The sequence below is a fragment of the Streptomyces sp. NPDC055962 genome (genome assembly GCF_042270185.1).
GTDB lineage: Bacteria > Actinomycetota > Actinomycetes > Streptomycetales > Streptomycetaceae > Streptomyces.
On record NZ_JBHJYN010000008.1, the window covers coordinates 180,037 to 194,515 of the forward strand.

The window sequence follows — 14,479 nt, forward strand, 5'->3', positions numbered from 1 at the left end:
GGCACGAGGGCTCTTCGTCGTCTTCAGGCGCGGGTGACGGGCGTGGCGGAGGCGGGTGCGGCGGAGGTGGCCGGCGGACGCTTCGCCGTCTTCGGGCGGGTGCGCGCCAGGAAGCGGATCATGGGGCCGATGTCGAACTGGAGGACGGCCACGCCCTCCGGTGAGTGCAGCTCCAGGACCAGCTGGGCCCGGCCGCAGGGCCATATCCGTACGTCGCCGCGGGTGGCGGGGGAGCGCAGGCCGCGTTCCAGGAGGTCGAGGCCGAAGGCCCAGTCGACGCCTCCGGGCAGCCGGAGGCGGACGGTGTCCGGCTCCTCGGGGTCGTAGCGCAGTTCGACGGGGACCAGTCGGGGGTCGGGGCCGTCGGTGATGAGCCGGGCTCGGGCGTGTTCTTGGATCACGAGGGACATGGCCGGCTCCTCCTGTGTGAAAATCTCTTCCCCTAATGTCCCATATTTTCCCATTTGGGCATGTCGGGGGTGGGGTACTTGGCGTCCCTGTGCTCTTGCGAGCTGTTTGCAACAGGGCACTATCATTGAGCGGTTCCCGACCCCGCCCGCACTGACGCCCGAAAGCGGAGCCACTCCATGCATGTACCCGACGGTTTCATCAACGCACCCGTCTCCGCCGTCGCAGGTGTCGTCGCCGCCGGCGCGGTCGCCGTCAGTCTCCGGGGCGCCCGGCGGGAGCTGGACGAGCGGACCGCCCCGCTGGCCGGGCTCGTCGCCGCGTTCATCTTCGCCGTGCAGATGCTGAACTTCCCGGTCGCCGCCGGCACCAGCGGGCACCTTCTGGGCGGGGCGCTGGCGGCGATCCTGGTCGGGCCCTTCACCGGGGTGCTCTGCATAGCGGTCGTGCTGCTGATGCAGGGCATCCTCTTCGCCGACGGCGGCCTCACCGCCCTCGGCGTGAACATCACGGTGATGGGGGTCGTCACCGTCGTCGTCGCCTACGCACTCTTCCGCGGGCTGACCCGGGTCCTGCCCCGCACCCGCCGGTCGACGACCGTCGCGGCCTTCGTCGCCGCACTGGTCTCCGTGCCGGCCGCCGCCGTGGCCTTCACCCTGATCTACGCCGTCGGCGGGACCACCGACGTCCCCATCGGCAAGGTCCTCACCGCGATGGTCGGCGTCCACGTCCTGATCGGCATCGGGGAGGCGGCGATCACCGCGCTGACCGTCGGCGCCGTCATCGCCGTGCGCCCCGACCTGGTGCACGGGGCCCGCGGGCTCGCCGCCCCGCTCAAGCTCCGCGTCGACGGCGAACTCGTCGACGCCCCGGCTGCCGCTCCCTCGCCCGCTCCCGCCGCCGCCCGCTCCACCCGCAAGGTGTGGGCCTCGGGCATGGTCGCCGCCCTCGTCCTCGCGGGCTTCGTCTCCTTCTACGCCTCCGCGAGCCCCGACGGCCTGGAGAAGGTCGCCGCCGACAAGGGCATCGACGAGAAGGTCCAGGAGCACGGCGCGGCCGACTCCCCGCTGGCCGACTACGGCGTCAAGGACATCGCCGACGCCCGTGTCTCCGGAGGCCTCGCCGGAGTGATCGGTGTCGGTGTCACGGTCGCCGTCGGCACCGGGGTGTTCTGGGTCGTCCGCAAGCGCCGTACGCCCGCGGCCCGCACCGCCGAGTCCGTCTGACATGGGTGCCGGCCACGCCCACACGCTCTACCGGGACGGACGCTCGCCCGTCCACACCCTGCCCCCGCACTGCAAGCTCGCCGCCGTCCTCTGCTTCGTCGTGGCCGTCGTCTCCACGCCGCGCGAGGCCGTCTGGGCCTTCGCGCTGTACGCCGCGCTGCTCGCCGCCGTCGCCGCGGTGGCCCGGCTCTCGCCCGGCTTCCTGCTGAAGCGCCTGGCCATCGAGGTGCCGTTCGTCGCCTTCGCGCTGCTCATGCCGTTCGTGGTGCCCGGTGAGCAGACCGAGGTGCTCGGTATCTCCCTCAGCGTCCCCGGACTCTGGGGCGCCTGGAACGTCCTGGCGAAGGGCACCCTCGGCGTCGCCGCCTCGGTGATCCTCGCCTCCACCACCGAACTGCGGGCCCTGCTGCTCGGTCTCCAGCGGCTCAGGATGCCCCCGCTGCTCGTCCAGATCGCGTCCTTCATGATCCGCTACGGCGACGTCATCACCGACGAGCTGCGCCGCATGTCGATCGCCCGGCGCTCCCGCGGCTTCGAGGCCCGCGGGGTCCGGCAGTGGGGGGTCCTCGCCAAGACGGCGGGTGCCCTCTTCATCCGGTCCTACGAGCGCGGCGAGCGCGTCCACCTCGCGATGGTCAGCCGCGGCTACACGGGCACCATGCCGGTGATCGACGAGGTGACCGCCTCCCGCACCCAGTGGGCGCATGCGGCGGCACTCCCCGTGCTCGCCCTCGTCGTATGTCTGCTGGGATGGACCGTATGAGCCTGCCCACCGCACCCGCGCCCTCCCTGGAGGTCAGCGGCCTCGCCTACGCCTACCCCGACGGCCACCAGGCCCTCTTCGGCGTCGACCTCACCGTGGCCCGCGGCGAACGCGTCGCGCTCCTCGGGCCCAACGGGGCGGGCAAGACCACGCTGGTCCTCCACCTCAACGGCATCCTCGACGCCGGAGCCGGCACCGTCCGGGTCGCCGGGCTGCCCGTCGAGAAGCGGAACCTCGCCGAGATCCGCCGCCGCGTCGGCATCGTCTTCCAGGACCCCGACGACCAGCTCTTCATGCCGACGGTCCGCGAGGACGTCGCTTTCGGCCCCGCCGCGGCCGGGCTGCGCGGCGCCGAACTGGAGGACCGGATCGTCACCGCGCTCCGGCGGGTCGGCATGGAGGAGTTCGCCGCACGGCCCCCGCACCACCTCTCCTTCGGCCAGCGCCGCCGGGTCGCCGTCGCCACCGTCCTCGCCATGGAGCCGGAGATCCTCGTCCTGGACGAGCCCTCCTCCAACCTGGACCCCGCCTCCCGCCGCGAACTCGCCGACATCCTGCGCTCCCTGGACGTCACCGTGCTGATGGTCACCCACGACCTGCCGTACGCCCTCGAACTCTGCCCGCGCGCGGTCGTCCTCAGCGACGGGGTGATCGCCGCCGACGACCGCACGCAGGACCTGCTGTGCGACGACGCACTCATGCGCAGCCACCGGCTGGAGCTGCCCTTCGGCTTCGATCCGCGTTCCGTGTCCGTTCCGCGTCCATGAACAGATGGTGACCCGCCCCCCGTTCCACCTGCGGCGGGATGCACCATGGAGGGATGAGCGGGAGTGCGGGAGCAGGCGTGGACGTACGAGGCACGGTGGCACCGGGATTCGAGGCGGTACGGGACGCCTTCGTCCGTAACTTCGAACAGCGCGGGGAACGGGGAGCGGCCGTCGCCCTCTACCGGCACGGCCGCAAGGTCGTGGACCTGTGGGCCGGCACGAGGGACGTCGACGGCGCCGAACCCTGGGCCGTGGACACCGTGCAGATCGTGCGCTCCGCGGGCAAGGGCATCGCCGCGGCCGTCCCGCTGCTGCTGCACCAGCGCGGGCAGGTGGACCTGGACGCCCCGGTCGGCACGTACTGGCCGGAGTTCAAGGCGAACGGCAAGGAACGCGTCCTCGTGCGCCATCTCCTCGCCCACCGGGCGGGGGTGGCCGCCCTCGACACGGCGCTGACCCCCGAGGAGGCCGCCGACCAGACCTCCGGGCCGGAGGCCGTCGCCGCCCAGCGGCCGCAGTGGGAGCCCGGGACCGACCACGGCTACCACGCCCAGACCTACAGCTGGCTCGTCGGCGAACTGGTGCGCAGGGTCACCGGGCGCACCATCGGGAGGTGGGTCGCCGAGGAGATCGCCCGTCCGCTCGGTCTGGACTTCTGGTTCGGGCTCCCCGAGGACGAGGCGCACCGGATCGGGCGGATCGGACCCGTCGAACCCCCGCCGGCCGAGAACGGCGGCACCCTGCGGATGCGCCCCAAGCGGTCCGTCGTCGAGGCGTACGGCGACCCGGCCTCGCTCACCCGCCGCGCCTTCGGGGCGATCGACCCCTTCCCCGACGAGAACGCCCCCGCCTACCGCGCGGCCGAACTCCCCGCGTCCAACGGCGTCGCCACCGCGCGCGGACTGGCCCGCTGCTATGCCGCGATGATCGGCGAGGTCGACGGGCACCGGCTGTTCGCCCCCGCCACCCTCACCCTGGCCCGCACCGAGGAGTCGGCGGGCCCGGACCGGGTGCTGGTCGTCAGCACCCGCTTCGGCCTCGGCTACATGCTGCACGGCCCGTCCGCACCGCTGCTCGGACCCGGCTCGTTCGGGCATCCCGGCCGGGGCGGCTCGCTGGGGTTCGCCGACCCCGAATCGGGCATCGCACTGGGCTATGTGACGAACGGTCTGCAGAAGGGAGTCACCGCCGATCCCCGCGCCCAGGCCCTGGTCAGGGCAGTACGGTCGGCGCTATGACTTCACCACGCTTCCACGGGTACGCCGCGCTCCTCACGGGAGCCGGACAGGGCATCGGGGCGGCCACCGCCCGCCGGCTCGCCTCGGAGGGCGCGGCCGTCCTGGTCACCGACCTGGACGCCGGCCGCGCCGCCCGCACCGCCGCCGGGATACGCGAGGCGGGCGGCACCGCCGAGTCCCTGGCCTGCGACGTCGGCGACCGGGACGCGGTCGACGCGGCGGTGGCCCATGCAGCGGGTGCCTTCGGCCGGCTCGACGTCCTCGTCAACAGCGCCTACGCGAACCACGACGACGCCGCGCTCTTCGAGGACGAGGACGACGCATCCTGGGAACACACCCTGGACATCACCCTGAGCGGCCCCTACCGCTGCTCACGTGCCGCGCTGCCGCACCTCGTGGAGTCCGGCCGGGGGGCGATCGTCACCATCGGATCGGTCAACGGCGAGCAGGACTTCGGCGGTCACGCCTACAGCGCGGCCAAAGCCGGCCTGGCGAGTCTGACCCGTACACTCGCGGGCCACGCCGGACCGCGTGGTGTCCGCGTCAACCTCGTCGCGCCGGGCACGATCCGCACCGACGCCTGGGCGGGCCGCGACGCGGCGCTGGAGCGGGCGAGCGCCCTCTACCCGCTCGGCCGGATCGGCGAGCCGGAGGACATCGCCTCCGCCGTCGCCTTCCTCGCCTCCCGGGACGCGGCCTGGATCACCGGTACGACGCTGCGCGTGGACGGCGGTCTCCTCGGGGTCAACACGGGCTTCCGCACGGCGATGGCCGGGGAGCCGACGCCAGGGGAGCGCGTGGCGGAGGAGCGCTGAAACGGGGTCGCCGGGACCGGGTCGCGCCGCCTAACCTGCCCGGATGACCGATCACGGACTCATCGACCACGGCCTCACGGACCGGACGGGCCGTCATGTCACTCTGCGCGAGGTGGACGGCGACAACTGGCGCGCGGTCGCCGACATCGCACCGCTGGACGGCCAGCGCGACCATGTCGCCCCGCTGGCCGCCCGCTACCTGCTGCTGTCCCTGTACGAGGACACCTGGCACTCCCTCGCCGTCCACGGCGACGACACCGTGACCGGGCACGTGATGTGGGCCCGGGACGACGACGGCTCGTACTGGATCGGCGGGATGGTCGTGGACGGTCTCGAGCAGGGCAAGGGCCTCGGCCGCGCTGCCGTACGCACGCTCACCGGGTGGCTCGCGCGCCGCGAGGACTGCGAGGTGATCCGGCTCTCCTACGACCCGGCCAACACGGTGGCCGCGCACCTCTACACCTCGCTCGGCTTCCGTCCCACGGGTGCGCGGGAGGACGACGAGGTGGTGGTGGAGCTGGTCGCCCCGACGGGCGGGTTCTGAGCCGCCCGGTCAACTCGTGTGCAGCATCAGCCCGATGCCGATCACCATCAGCCCGGCGGCCGCGATCCGTGGAGCGCCGAACCGCTCCTTGAAGACCATGGTCCCGATCGCGGCGCCCACGATGATCGACGACTCGCGGAGCGCGGCGATCGGAGCGAGCGGGGCCTTCGTCTGCGCCCACAGGACGAGGCCGTACGCGGAGACCGACAGGGCGGCGCCCAGGAGCCCGCGCGCGGTGAAGGGGGCGACCTGGCGCACCAGTTCACCCCGCCTGCGCCAGTAGGCGTACGCGGGGATGACGACGCCCTGCACGAGCATCAGCCAGCCGATGTAGCCGAGAGGCGTGCCCGAGGCGCGCACCCCGGCCCCGTCGACCGTCGTGTAGCCGGCGATGGCCAGGCCGGTCGCGAGGGCCGCCAGGACCGCCGGCCGGTGGGGGCGCTCCCCGGAGCCGCGGATGCCCCACAGGGCGAGCCCGACGAGTCCCGCGGAGGCCACCGCCACACCCGCCGTCGCCCAGCCGTCCGGGCGTTCGCCGAGGAAGACGGCGGCCAGCACCGTCACGACGAGGGGAGCGGTGCCCCGGGCGATCGGATACATCTGGCCGAAGTCGCCCAGGGTGAACGACCGCATCAGCAGCAGCATGTACGCCACGTGCAGGCCCGCCGAGGCGAGCAGGTAGGGCCAGGCCCCGGCCGCCGGGAGGGGCGCGGCACAGGCCAGCAGGAGGCCGAACAGCGCCCCGCCGCCGGAGATCAGGGTGAAGGACAGCAGCTGGTCGCGGATGGCGTGGGCGATGGCGTTCCAGCTGGCGTGCGTGATCGCGGCGGCCAGGACGGCAGCCGCCACCAGAGGGGTCACGCGGTCCGCTCGCGGACGTCGACGAGGGTGCCGCCCGCGAGCTCGATCAGGGTGGCGGGGTCGAGCCGGAAGACGGCGTGCGGGTGGCCCGCCGCGGCCCACACCGCCTGGTGGGCGAGCAGGCCCCGGTCGGCCAGTACCCGGGTCCGCGTGCGGTGGCCGAAGGGCGGCACGCCGCCGATCGCGTAACCGGTGGTCTCCCGCACCAGGTCGGCCCGGGCCCGCCCGACCTTTCCGGCGCCCAGCTCACTGCGTACGAGCTCCACGTCCACCCGCGAGGCGCCGTCCATCAGAACCAGGACGGGCTCGCCGTCCGCCTCGAAGATCAGGGACTTGACGATCTGGCTGAGGTCGCAGCCGATCGCCGCAGCGGCCTCGACCGCGGTACGGGTGGCGTCGGGGAAGCGGCGTACCTCCACCTGGAGCCCCAGCTCCTGGAGGGCCTCCGCGAACCGGGGGTGGGCGTCCGAGGAGGACGCGACGGGTGTGGCGTCGGAAGTGCTCATGCCCCGCACGCTACTGAACCGGCCGCGCGCACACCACAACGATCCCCTAGGGCCTCGGCAGCGTGAGGATCTCGGCGCCGTCCTCGGTGATGGCGATGGTGTGCTCGCTGTGCGCCGTACGGCAGCCCGTGGCGCTCCGGAGGGTCCACCCGTCGGCGTCCGTGACGAGCTCGGCGGTGTCCGCCATGACCCACGGCTCCAGAGCCAGCAGGAGGCCGGGGCGCAGGGTGTATCCGCGTCCGGGTCGCCCGGTGTTCGGGACGTGCGGGTCCTGGTGCATCGTCGACCCGATGCCGTGGCCGCCGAACTCGGTGTTGACCGGATATCCGTCCCGGCCGAGCGACGTGCCGATGGCGTGGGAGAGGTCGCCGATGCGGGCTCCCGGGCCGGCGGCGGCGATCCCCGCGGCCAGTGCGCGCTCGGTCGCCTCGATCATCGCGACGCTCTCCGCGGGCCGCGCGGTGCCCACGACGAAGCTGATGGCGGCGTCCGCGGCGATTCCGCGCCTGGAGACGGCCAGGTCGAGGGTGAGCAGGTCGCCGTCGGCGAGCGTGTAGTCATGGGGCCGCCCGTGGAGCACGGCGTCGTTGACGGCGGTGCAGATGTAGTGGCCGAACGGGCCGCGCCCGAAGGACGGCGCGTAGTCGACGTAGCAGGATTCGGCCCCCGCTTCGGCGATCATGGTTTTGGTCCACCGGTCGATGTCCAGGAGGTTCGTGCCGACCGTGCTCCGGCTCCTCATCGTCCGCAGGATCTCCGCGACCAGGGCGCCCGTGTCTCTCGCCCGGTCCAGCAGGGCGGGGTTCAGGATCTCGATCATGTGCCACTTCCCTCAGGTACCAACAACTATACCGGTCAAACTATACCGGTACTAGAATCGGCCCCATGGTCAGACTGCCGCTCACTCCCGAAGAGGTCGCACGCGGCCGGCACCTCGGCGTCCTGCTGCGCCGGGCCCGGGGGGAACGCTCGATGCTGGAGGTCGCGCTCGCCGCGCGTGTCTCCCCGGAGACGCTCAGGAAGATCGAGTCGGGGCGGGTGGCCACCCCCGCCTTTCCGACGATCGCGGTGATCGCGGACGTCCTCGGCCTCTCCCTGGACGCCGTGTGGGCCGAGATCAGCCGGTCCGACGACGGGGCCGGACCGGCGGACGCCGGGCACCTCGCGCCCGAGCAGCTGAGCGCGTAGGCGGCTCCCCAGGCGGCCGCCCGGGGGACGGGCGTCGACCGTGCCTCGCAGGCACGGCCTTCGGGCGCCCCTGCCGTCGCAGCCGGCCCGGCGCCGTCCGTCGGCCGGCGTCCGCCGTCCGCCGTCCGCCGTCCGTCGGCCGTCGGACGGCAGACGGCGGGCAAGGGTGGCCCGCCGCCGCTCCGGGGTCAGCTGCCGAGGTCGACGCGGGTGCCCGTGCCCCGCTCGTGGGCGGCGTCGATCAGCAGCCGGGCCACCGCCAGGTCCTGGAGGCCGACGCCCACCGAGTCGAAGAGCGTGAGGTCGGCCTCCGAGGTCCGGCCGGGCTTCGATCCCGCGAGGACCTCGCCGAGTTCGCAGCGGAAGTCGTCCTCGGTGAGCGCGCCTTCGGCGAGCGGGATCAGGACCTCGCCGGACTTCGCGCGGGCCGTCGTGAAGGCGTCGACGACGATCCGGCTGCGTACGACCCCCTCCGTGTCGATCTCCCGGTGGTCGGGGCGCGGCGGGGCGCCCACGGCGTTGACGTGCTGGCCGGGGGAGAGCCACGCGCCCCGGACCAGCGGTTCCCGCGACGGCGTCAGCGTGCACAGGACGTCCGCGGCCTCCACGACGGCCCGCGGTCCGGCCAGCACCGCCGCGTCCACACCGAGCTCCGAGCCGATCCAGGCGGCCAGCTCGTGGCTCCGGCCCGGATCACGCCCCCACAGCACGATCCGGTCGTAGGAGCGGCCGGGAAGCAGGGCACGGGCATGGGCGCGGGCCAGCGGGCCCGTCCCGACGAGCCCGAGCACCCGCGCGTCCTGCCTGGCCAGGGCACGGGTGGCGACGGCGGTGGCGGCGGCGGTCCGGGCGCGGGTGACCTCGGCGCCGTCCAGGAGCGCCTCGCACGCACCCGTCGCGGCGGACACCGCCAGCACGGCCGAGCGCTGCACGGGCAGGCCCCGTTCGCGGTTGGCAGGGAGGTCCGCGAGGAGCTTCACGGTCGCGAGGCCGGCCGGGGCGGAGGCCGACGCCATCGCGAGGAACGTCCCGTCCGACCCCGGCAGCGGCATCGCCGGCGGGGGAGGCAGGACCGCCCTGCCCAGGGCCAGATCCAGATGGCAGTCCGCCACCGCCTTCTCGACGTCCTCCCGTACGTCCGCGAGCAGCGCCGCGATGTCCGAGCGGGTCAGGATCAGTGTCATGTCTCTACGTCCTCAGGGGAGTGGTCAGGTGCCGCGAAGGAAGGGGACGGTGAGCACGGACGGCGCCCGGCTCCGGCCGACCAGCCCGCTCACCGCGAGCAGCGCGATGACGTACGGCAGCGTGGTCAGGAGCGGGGCGGACAGGTGCAGCCCCAGTGCGGGCGCCGCGAACTGCAGTGCCTGCGCGACCCCGAAGAAGAGGCAGGCCGCGATCGTGGGCCAGGCACGCCAACGGCCCGCGATCACCGCGACGACCGCGAGGTATCCGATGCCGCCGGTGATGTTGTCGCTGAAGGCGTGCACCTCGGACAGGGCGAGCTGGGCGCCCGCCAGGCCCGAGACGGCCCCGGTGAGCAGCACGGCCGCGAACCGTACGGCCCGTACCGGAAGACCGCAGCGGTCCGCCGTGGTCGCGTCCTCCCCGATCGCGTCGACCGCCAGACCCCACCCCGTACGCCTGCTGAAGCCCAGGGCCAGGGCGGCGGCGACGGCGAACGCCGCGTAACCGAGGACGGTCTGCTCGAAGAGGGCGGGGCCCAGCACGGGTATGCGGTGCAGGACGGGAACGGCGATCGGATCGAACCCGGGCACCGAGTCCGCCGCCCCGTCGCCGAAGAAGACACGGGAGCCGTACGTCGTCGCCCCGAGCGCCAAGGCGTTCGCGGTGATGCCCGTGACGATCTGGTCGGCGCGCAGGACCACGCTGAGCAGGGCCTGGAGAGCCGCGAAGAGCAGGCCCGCGGCGAGGGCCGCCAGCACGCCCACCCCCGCGCTCCCCGAGGCCAGGGCCCCGGCGGCGCCCGCGAAGGCGCCGGTCAGCATCATGCCCTCGACGGAGAGGTTGAGGACGCCGGCGCGTTCGCTCAGCAGCTCACCCGAGGAGGCGAGCAGGAGCGGCACCGCGAGGCGCACCCCACCGGAGGCGAGTTCCTCCACGACCGCGCTCATGAGGCCCTCCCGTTGCGTGTGGTCCCGAACATGGCCGCGGCGACGAACAGGACGAGCAGGCTCTGCACGATCTGTACGGAGGAGGCGGGAACCCCGGCCGCGAGCTGGAGGTTGATGCCGCCGTTGGTGAGGAAGCCGAAGAGGAGCGACACGGCTGCCACGGCTGTCAGCGAGCCGCGCGCGAGCAGGCCCACCACGAGCCCGGAGAAGCCGTAGCCGGAGGAGAAGTGTTCGGCCAGCACGTACGGCGCGACCGCGACGAGCGCCGCGCCGGCGAGACCCGCAGCGGCCCCGGCGAAGGCCAGACCGCCCGACTCCAGACGGGCCACGGGGAGTCCCAGCCGGGCCGAGGCCGCCGGCGAGTGGCCGACGGAGCGCAGCCGCAGTCCGACGGCCGTGTGGCGCAGCACCACACCGGTGACCAGGGCGGCGACGGCCGCGACGACGACGATCGCGGTCGCGGGCGACTCGACGGAACCGATCAGCGGAAGCCGGGCACCCTCGGGGAGCGGCGCGGACTGCGGCAGCGTCTCCGACGAGGTCACCGGCTGGCGCAGCAGTGCCTCCTCGTGGACGGCCACCGAGACGAGTCCCACGCCGACGAAGTTGAGCAGGAGCGTGGTGATGACCTCGCTGGTGCCCCGCTTCGCCCGCAGCCAGCCGGCGATCCCCGCCCAGGCGCCGCCCGCCACGCACCCCGCGACGAGGACCAGCGGCACACCGAGCGCGGCCGGGACGCCCGCGGGCAGCGCCGTCCCCACCGCGGCGGCGGCCAGTCCGCCCGCACAGAGCTGCCCCTCGCCGCCCACGTTCACCAGCCCCGCGCGGTGGGCGACGGTGAACCCGGTGGCGATGAGGGCCAGCACAGCGGCCGAGTTGAGCGAACTCCCGACGGCGTACGGCGACCCGAACATGCCCTCGACGAGGGCGTCCCAGGCGACCGCGGGGTCCGTCCCGGCGCCCTGCACGAGTCCGAGCCCCGCCGCGCCCGCGAGCACGACCGCGAGGAGGCCGACGGCGACCGGGTGCCTCAGGGCCGGAGCGATGCGGGCCCGCGCCGTGCGGAGCGCGGGAACCGGGGCGGGGGTGGATAGGGGAAGCGGTGGGGGCGACATGGCGGCTCCTCGGGGTGGCGGGTGTGCACGCGTCCGGGCCGGGTGGGGGCGACCGGGAGGCGGGTGGTGCGGGGGACGGTCTGCGCCGCGGCCCCGGACGGCCGGGCGGGCGCCGTCCTCGCCGGTGGGCGTGTCGGGCATCGGAGGCTGGGGGGCGTCGTGCGTCGGCGGGGGTCGTGGGGCGTCGGGGGTCGTCGTACGTCGGGGGGGCAGTGGGGCTGTGGGACGTCGTGCGTCGGGGCGGCGTCAGTGGGGCTGTGGGACGGGTGCGCCGAGCATCAGGGCGCCGATGCGCTCCCGGGCGCCGGGCTCCGAAGGGTCGACGGGGCCCAGCAGTTCGCCCCGGTAGGCCACGACGATCCGGTCGCACAGGACGAGCAGCTCGGACAGCTCGCTGGAGACCACCAGGACGCCCGTCCCGGCGGCGGCCGCGTCACGGATGCGCGCGTGCACGGCGGCCACCGCTCCGACGTCCAGGCCGCGGGTGGGCTGGGCGGCCGCCAGGCAGATCAGCGGATCGAGCGCCAACTCCCGTGCCAGGACGACCTTCTGCTGGTTGCCGCCGGACAGCGACGACATGAGCGCTCCCGGGCCGCCGGCCCGGACGCCGTGCTCCGTGAGCACCGCCTCCGCGGCCCGGGCCATGGCACGCCGGTCGAGGAGGAACCCGTACCGGCGGAACCGGTCGAGCCGGCCGAGGAACAGGTTGTCGGTGACCGTCAGGTGCGGCACGCACCCCTCGTGGAGCCGGTCCTCGGGCACCACGCCCAGCCCTGCCAGGCTCCGCTCGCGCGGCCCGGCACGGCTGACGTCCCGCCCGTCGAGCTCCACTCCGCCCCGGCCGGGGGCGAGCGAGCCGCCGAGCAGCGCCATGAGCTCGCTCTGGCCGTTGCCCTCGACCCCCGCGATCCCGACGATCTCCCCGAACCCGACGTCCAGGTCGACCCCGTCGAGCGCGGAGGTACCGTCGGGACGCCGTACGCCGACCTCGCGCAGGCGCAGCGCCGTCCCCGTGCGGCGCCGAGCGGTGACGGCACGCCCTTGCGGCGGTCCCCCGGTCTGCGGGGCCGGCTCGGAGGCCAGCCCGATCGTCCCGGCGAGCCCGGCGTCCAGCGCGTCGGCGGGGCGTCCGATCATCAGCGGGACGAGCCGCTCCGGCGGCAGTCCGGACAGCGGCCCGCCGCCCGACACCCGCCCGCCGCGCAGGACGGTGGCCGCGTCACCGGCCCGCGCCACCTCGCCGAGCTTGTGCGTCACCAGGACCACCGCGTGCCCCGCCCCGGCGATCCGGCGGCAGGTTGCGAGCAGGGCGTCCGTCTCCGCCGGGCCCAGCACCCCTGTGGGTTCGTCCAGGACGAGGAGGCGGGGCTCCCGCAGCAACGCCTTGACGATCTCGGCACGCTGGCGCACGCCGACGGGCAGCTCGCCCACCCGTGCCTCCAGGTCCAGTTCGAGCCCGTACTCCTCGCGCACCCGCGCTACCCGCCGCGGCAGGTCCCGCAGCCGCAGCAGGCGCAGGTTCTCGCCGACGGTCAGGGTCGGTACGAGGCTGAAGTGCTGGTGGACCATGGCGATCCCGGCAGCCAGCGCGTCGGCGGGCCGGCGGGGGGCGTAGGGCGAGCCGTAGAGGCGCAGACCGCCCTCGTCCGGGGTCAGGGAGCCGCCCACGACGTGGCAGAGGGTCGATTTGCCGGCGCCGTTCTCCCCGAGCACGCAGTGCACGGTGCCGGCCTCGACGACGACGTCCACCGCGTCCAGGGCCCTCGTCGTGCCGAAGGACTTGGTGAGTCCGGAGATCTCCAGCGCGGGAGCGGCCGTGCTCATCGGGTGGTGATCTCCCCGGCCGTGATCTTCCGCTTCAGCTCGTCGAGCTTCCCGGCGACCGCCGGGTCGCCGGTATCGCAGAGCACGATGTCGTTGTGCGGATCCTCGAAGGTCAGTCCGAAGTGGACGGCCTCGGCCTTCCAGTCCCCGGCGACCAGGTGGTCCACCGCGTACTCGATCTCCGCGCCGGTGTCCGTCTCCACGTACCCGGCGTACGCGGGGTCGCTGCCGCACTCGTGGGCGATCGGGCCGCCGATGAGCGACCCGCCGCGCCGGCCGGCCGCCTGGGCGACCCCCTTGTGGCCGAGGTTGAGGACCTGGCCCAGGACGTCCGCGCCGGCGCCGAAGTCGGCGAGGGCGGACTGCTTGGCCTTGGCGACGTCGTTGAAGTCGCCGACGTACTGCGGGGGGAGGACCTTCACCGCCGGGTCGGCCGCGGCGGCGCCGTTGCCGAACTCCCCGGCTGCGTTCACGATGGCCGGGAGCTCCGCGCCGCCGACGAAGCCGATCTTCCCGCTCTCGGTGAGCAGCGCGGCGGCGGCCCCCGCGAGGAACGCGGCCTCGGCCTGCTGCGGGTCGTACAGCGAGAGGTTCGCCGTGGGCTTGCCGTCGGCAGGCCCGCCGATCTCGGCGAACTTCACGTCCGGGAAGCGCGCGGCCACGTTGCGCACGTCGGCGTCGGTCTGCCCGCCGAGGGAGATGACGAGGTCGGAGCCGGTGGCGAAACGGACCAGCGCCTTCTCGTAGTCGGCCGTCGCCACCTGCTCGACCTTGCTGAACTCCACCGCGCCGGCGTGTTTCTTCGCCGCCCGCTGGTAGCCGAGGTACGCCGAGCCCATGAAGCCGTCGTCGGAGAGCGAACCGGGGAAGAGGACGCCGACCTTGAGCGTGCCGTCGTCGTCCTCGGCCGCCGAGGACCCTCCGCAGGCGGTCAGGAGGAGGAGCCCCGACAGGACGGACGCGGCGACGGCGACGGGAGGGAGGAGCGTTCGGGATGGTGCCACTGGGATGCCTCCAGGAGACGGGGCCCGCGAGCCAGTTAGTGGTATACCGCTATGGCGCACCAGTGTCCGGGGCATTTGTTGCCGTCGT

At 74.0% G+C, this 14,479-nt stretch carries 16 protein-coding genes; 7 read left to right on the forward strand and 9 right to left on the reverse strand.

Annotated elements, in window-relative coordinates:
- Window positions 1-23 precede the first annotated feature (23 nt).
- Window positions 24-410 (reverse strand): SsgA family sporulation/cell division regulator, encoded by a 387-nt coding sequence (locus tag ACFC51_RS23270; RefSeq protein ID WP_376378734.1) that lies wholly within the window; start codon window positions 408-410, stop codon window positions 24-26.
- A 177-nt stretch (window positions 411-587) separates the two neighbouring features.
- On the opposite strand from ACFC51_RS23270, the gene ACFC51_RS23275 reads away from it, so the two are divergent.
- The 6 genes from ACFC51_RS23275 (at window position 588) to ACFC51_RS23300 (ending at window position 5,761) form a co-directional block, all read left to right on the forward strand.
- On the forward strand, window positions 588-1,634 hold the full coding sequence (locus ACFC51_RS23275; protein ID WP_376378737.1) for an energy-coupling factor ABC transporter permease: 1,047 nt from the start codon (window positions 588-590) through the stop codon (window positions 1,632-1,634).
- Between the two features lies 1 nt (window position 1,635).
- Window positions 1,636-2,397 (forward strand): cobalt ECF transporter T component CbiQ, encoded by a 762-nt coding sequence (cbiQ, locus tag ACFC51_RS23280; RefSeq protein WP_376378739.1) that lies wholly within the window; start codon window positions 1,636-1,638, stop codon window positions 2,395-2,397.
- Entirely contained in the window at window positions 2,394-3,164 is a 771-nt protein-coding gene (locus ACFC51_RS23285) for an energy-coupling factor ABC transporter ATP-binding protein (RefSeq protein ID WP_376378742.1), read from the forward strand. The genes cbiQ and ACFC51_RS23285 overlap by 4 nt, the downstream gene beginning before the upstream one ends.
- Window positions 3,165-3,241: 77 nt before the next feature.
- Window positions 3,242-4,402, forward strand: coding sequence for a serine hydrolase domain-containing protein (locus tag ACFC51_RS23290; protein WP_376378766.1), 1,161 nt, complete (start codon window positions 3,242-3,244; stop codon window positions 4,400-4,402).
- A complete protein-coding gene (locus ACFC51_RS23295; protein ID WP_376530593.1) occupies window positions 4,399-5,217 on the forward strand; it encodes an SDR family NAD(P)-dependent oxidoreductase in 819 nt (272 codons plus the stop codon). Before ACFC51_RS23290 ends, ACFC51_RS23295 begins: the two co-directional genes overlap by 4 nt.
- Before the next feature lie 43 nt (window positions 5,218-5,260).
- Window positions 5,261-5,761 carry a GNAT family N-acetyltransferase gene (locus ACFC51_RS23300; protein ID WP_376378748.1) on the forward strand — a complete coding sequence of 167 codons (501 nt, stop codon included), beginning with the start codon at window positions 5,261-5,263 and terminating at the stop codon, window positions 5,759-5,761.
- 9 nt (window positions 5,762-5,770) lie between these two features.
- On the opposite strand, the gene ACFC51_RS23305 is transcribed toward ACFC51_RS23300, so the two are convergent.
- Genes ACFC51_RS23305 through map form a run of 3 tightly spaced genes read right to left on the reverse strand, consistent with a single transcriptional unit; the run spans window position 5,771 to window position 7,948 of the window.
- Window positions 5,771-6,622: an EamA family transporter gene (locus ACFC51_RS23305; RefSeq protein WP_376530596.1), complete on the reverse strand. Its 852-nt coding sequence runs from the start codon at window positions 6,620-6,622 to the stop codon at window positions 5,771-5,773.
- Window positions 6,619-7,128 carry a YbaK/EbsC family protein gene (locus tag ACFC51_RS23310; protein WP_376378754.1) on the reverse strand — a complete coding sequence of 170 codons (510 nt, stop codon included), beginning with the start codon at window positions 7,126-7,128 and terminating at the stop codon, window positions 6,619-6,621. The genes ACFC51_RS23305 and ACFC51_RS23310 overlap by 4 nt, the downstream gene beginning before the upstream one ends.
- Before the next feature lie 46 nt (window positions 7,129-7,174).
- The gene (gene map / locus ACFC51_RS23315) at window positions 7,175-7,948 is read right to left on the reverse strand and encodes a type I methionyl aminopeptidase (RefSeq protein ID WP_376530598.1); all 774 of its coding nucleotides are present in this window, start codon (window positions 7,946-7,948) and stop codon (window positions 7,175-7,177) included.
- 65 nt (window positions 7,949-8,013) lie between these two features.
- On the opposite strand from map, the gene ACFC51_RS23320 reads away from it, so the two are divergent.
- Window positions 8,014-8,316 (forward strand): helix-turn-helix transcriptional regulator, encoded by a 303-nt coding sequence (locus ACFC51_RS23320; RefSeq protein WP_376378760.1) that lies wholly within the window; start codon window positions 8,014-8,016, stop codon window positions 8,314-8,316.
- Between the two features lie 188 nt (window positions 8,317-8,504).
- Here the strand turns inward: ACFC51_RS23320 and ACFC51_RS23325 are convergent, their stop codons facing one another.
- From ACFC51_RS23325 to ACFC51_RS23345, 5 genes are all read right to left on the reverse strand, one after another.
- Window positions 8,505-9,500 carry an ornithine cyclodeaminase family protein gene (locus ACFC51_RS23325; protein WP_376380944.1) on the reverse strand — a complete coding sequence of 332 codons (996 nt, stop codon included), beginning with the start codon at window positions 9,498-9,500 and terminating at the stop codon, window positions 8,505-8,507.
- 24 nt (window positions 9,501-9,524) lie between these two features.
- A complete protein-coding gene (locus ACFC51_RS23330; RefSeq protein ID WP_376530600.1) occupies window positions 9,525-10,448 on the reverse strand; it encodes an ABC transporter permease in 924 nt (307 codons plus the stop codon).
- The gene (locus ACFC51_RS23335) at window positions 10,445-11,563 is read right to left on the reverse strand and encodes an ABC transporter permease (RefSeq protein WP_376380938.1); all 1,119 of its coding nucleotides are present in this window, start codon (window positions 11,561-11,563) and stop codon (window positions 10,445-10,447) included. The genes ACFC51_RS23330 and ACFC51_RS23335 overlap by 4 nt, the downstream gene beginning before the upstream one ends.
- Before the next feature lie 246 nt (window positions 11,564-11,809).
- Complete coding sequence (locus ACFC51_RS23340; RefSeq protein WP_376530603.1) at window positions 11,810-13,387, reverse strand: ABC transporter ATP-binding protein; 1,578 nt, start codon at window positions 13,385-13,387, stop codon at window positions 11,810-11,812.
- Window positions 13,384-14,391 carry a BMP family ABC transporter substrate-binding protein gene (locus ACFC51_RS23345; protein ID WP_376530605.1) on the reverse strand — a complete coding sequence of 336 codons (1,008 nt, stop codon included), beginning with the start codon at window positions 14,389-14,391 and terminating at the stop codon, window positions 13,384-13,386. Before ACFC51_RS23345 ends, ACFC51_RS23340 begins: the two co-directional genes overlap by 4 nt.
- Window positions 14,392-14,479: the final 88 nt, after the last annotated feature.

Excerpts from the sequence above, each read along its gene's own strand:
- ACFC51_RS23320 (WP_376378760.1), top strand. The coding sequence starts at position 8,014 with ATGGTCAGACTGCCGCTCACTCCCGAAGAGGTCGCACGCGGCCGGCAC.
- ACFC51_RS23330 (WP_376530600.1), bottom strand. The coding sequence starts at position 10,448 with ATGAGCGCGGTCGTGGAGGAACTCGCCTCCGGTGGGGTGCGCCTCGCG.
- ACFC51_RS23335 (WP_376380938.1), bottom strand. The coding sequence starts at position 11,563 with ATGTCGCCCCCACCGCTTCCCCTATCCACCCCCGCCCCGGTTCCCGCG.
- ACFC51_RS23300 (WP_376378748.1), top strand. The coding sequence starts at position 5,261 with ATGACCGATCACGGACTCATCGACCACGGCCTCACGGACCGGACGGGC.
- ACFC51_RS23275 (WP_376378737.1), top strand. The coding sequence starts at position 588 with ATGCATGTACCCGACGGTTTCATCAACGCACCCGTCTCCGCCGTCGCA.
- ACFC51_RS23310 (WP_376378754.1), bottom strand. The coding sequence starts at position 7,128 with ATGAGCACTTCCGACGCCACACCCGTCGCGTCCTCCTCGGACGCCCAC.
- ACFC51_RS23270 (WP_376378734.1), bottom strand. The coding sequence starts at position 410 with ATGTCCCTCGTGATCCAAGAACACGCCCGAGCCCGGCTCATCACCGAC.
- ACFC51_RS23295 (WP_376530593.1), top strand. The coding sequence starts at position 4,399 with ATGACTTCACCACGCTTCCACGGGTACGCCGCGCTCCTCACGGGAGCC.
- ACFC51_RS23325 (WP_376380944.1), bottom strand. The coding sequence starts at position 9,500 with ATGACACTGATCCTGACCCGCTCGGACATCGCGGCGCTGCTCGCGGAC.
- map (WP_376530598.1), bottom strand. The coding sequence starts at position 7,948 with ATGATCGAGATCCTGAACCCCGCCCTGCTGGACCGGGCGAGAGACACG.
- cbiQ (WP_376378739.1), top strand. The coding sequence starts at position 1,636 with ATGGGTGCCGGCCACGCCCACACGCTCTACCGGGACGGACGCTCGCCC.
- ACFC51_RS23285 (WP_376378742.1), top strand. The coding sequence starts at position 2,394 with ATGAGCCTGCCCACCGCACCCGCGCCCTCCCTGGAGGTCAGCGGCCTC.
- ACFC51_RS23340 (WP_376530603.1), bottom strand. The coding sequence starts at position 13,387 with ATGAGCACGGCCGCTCCCGCGCTGGAGATCTCCGGACTCACCAAGTCC.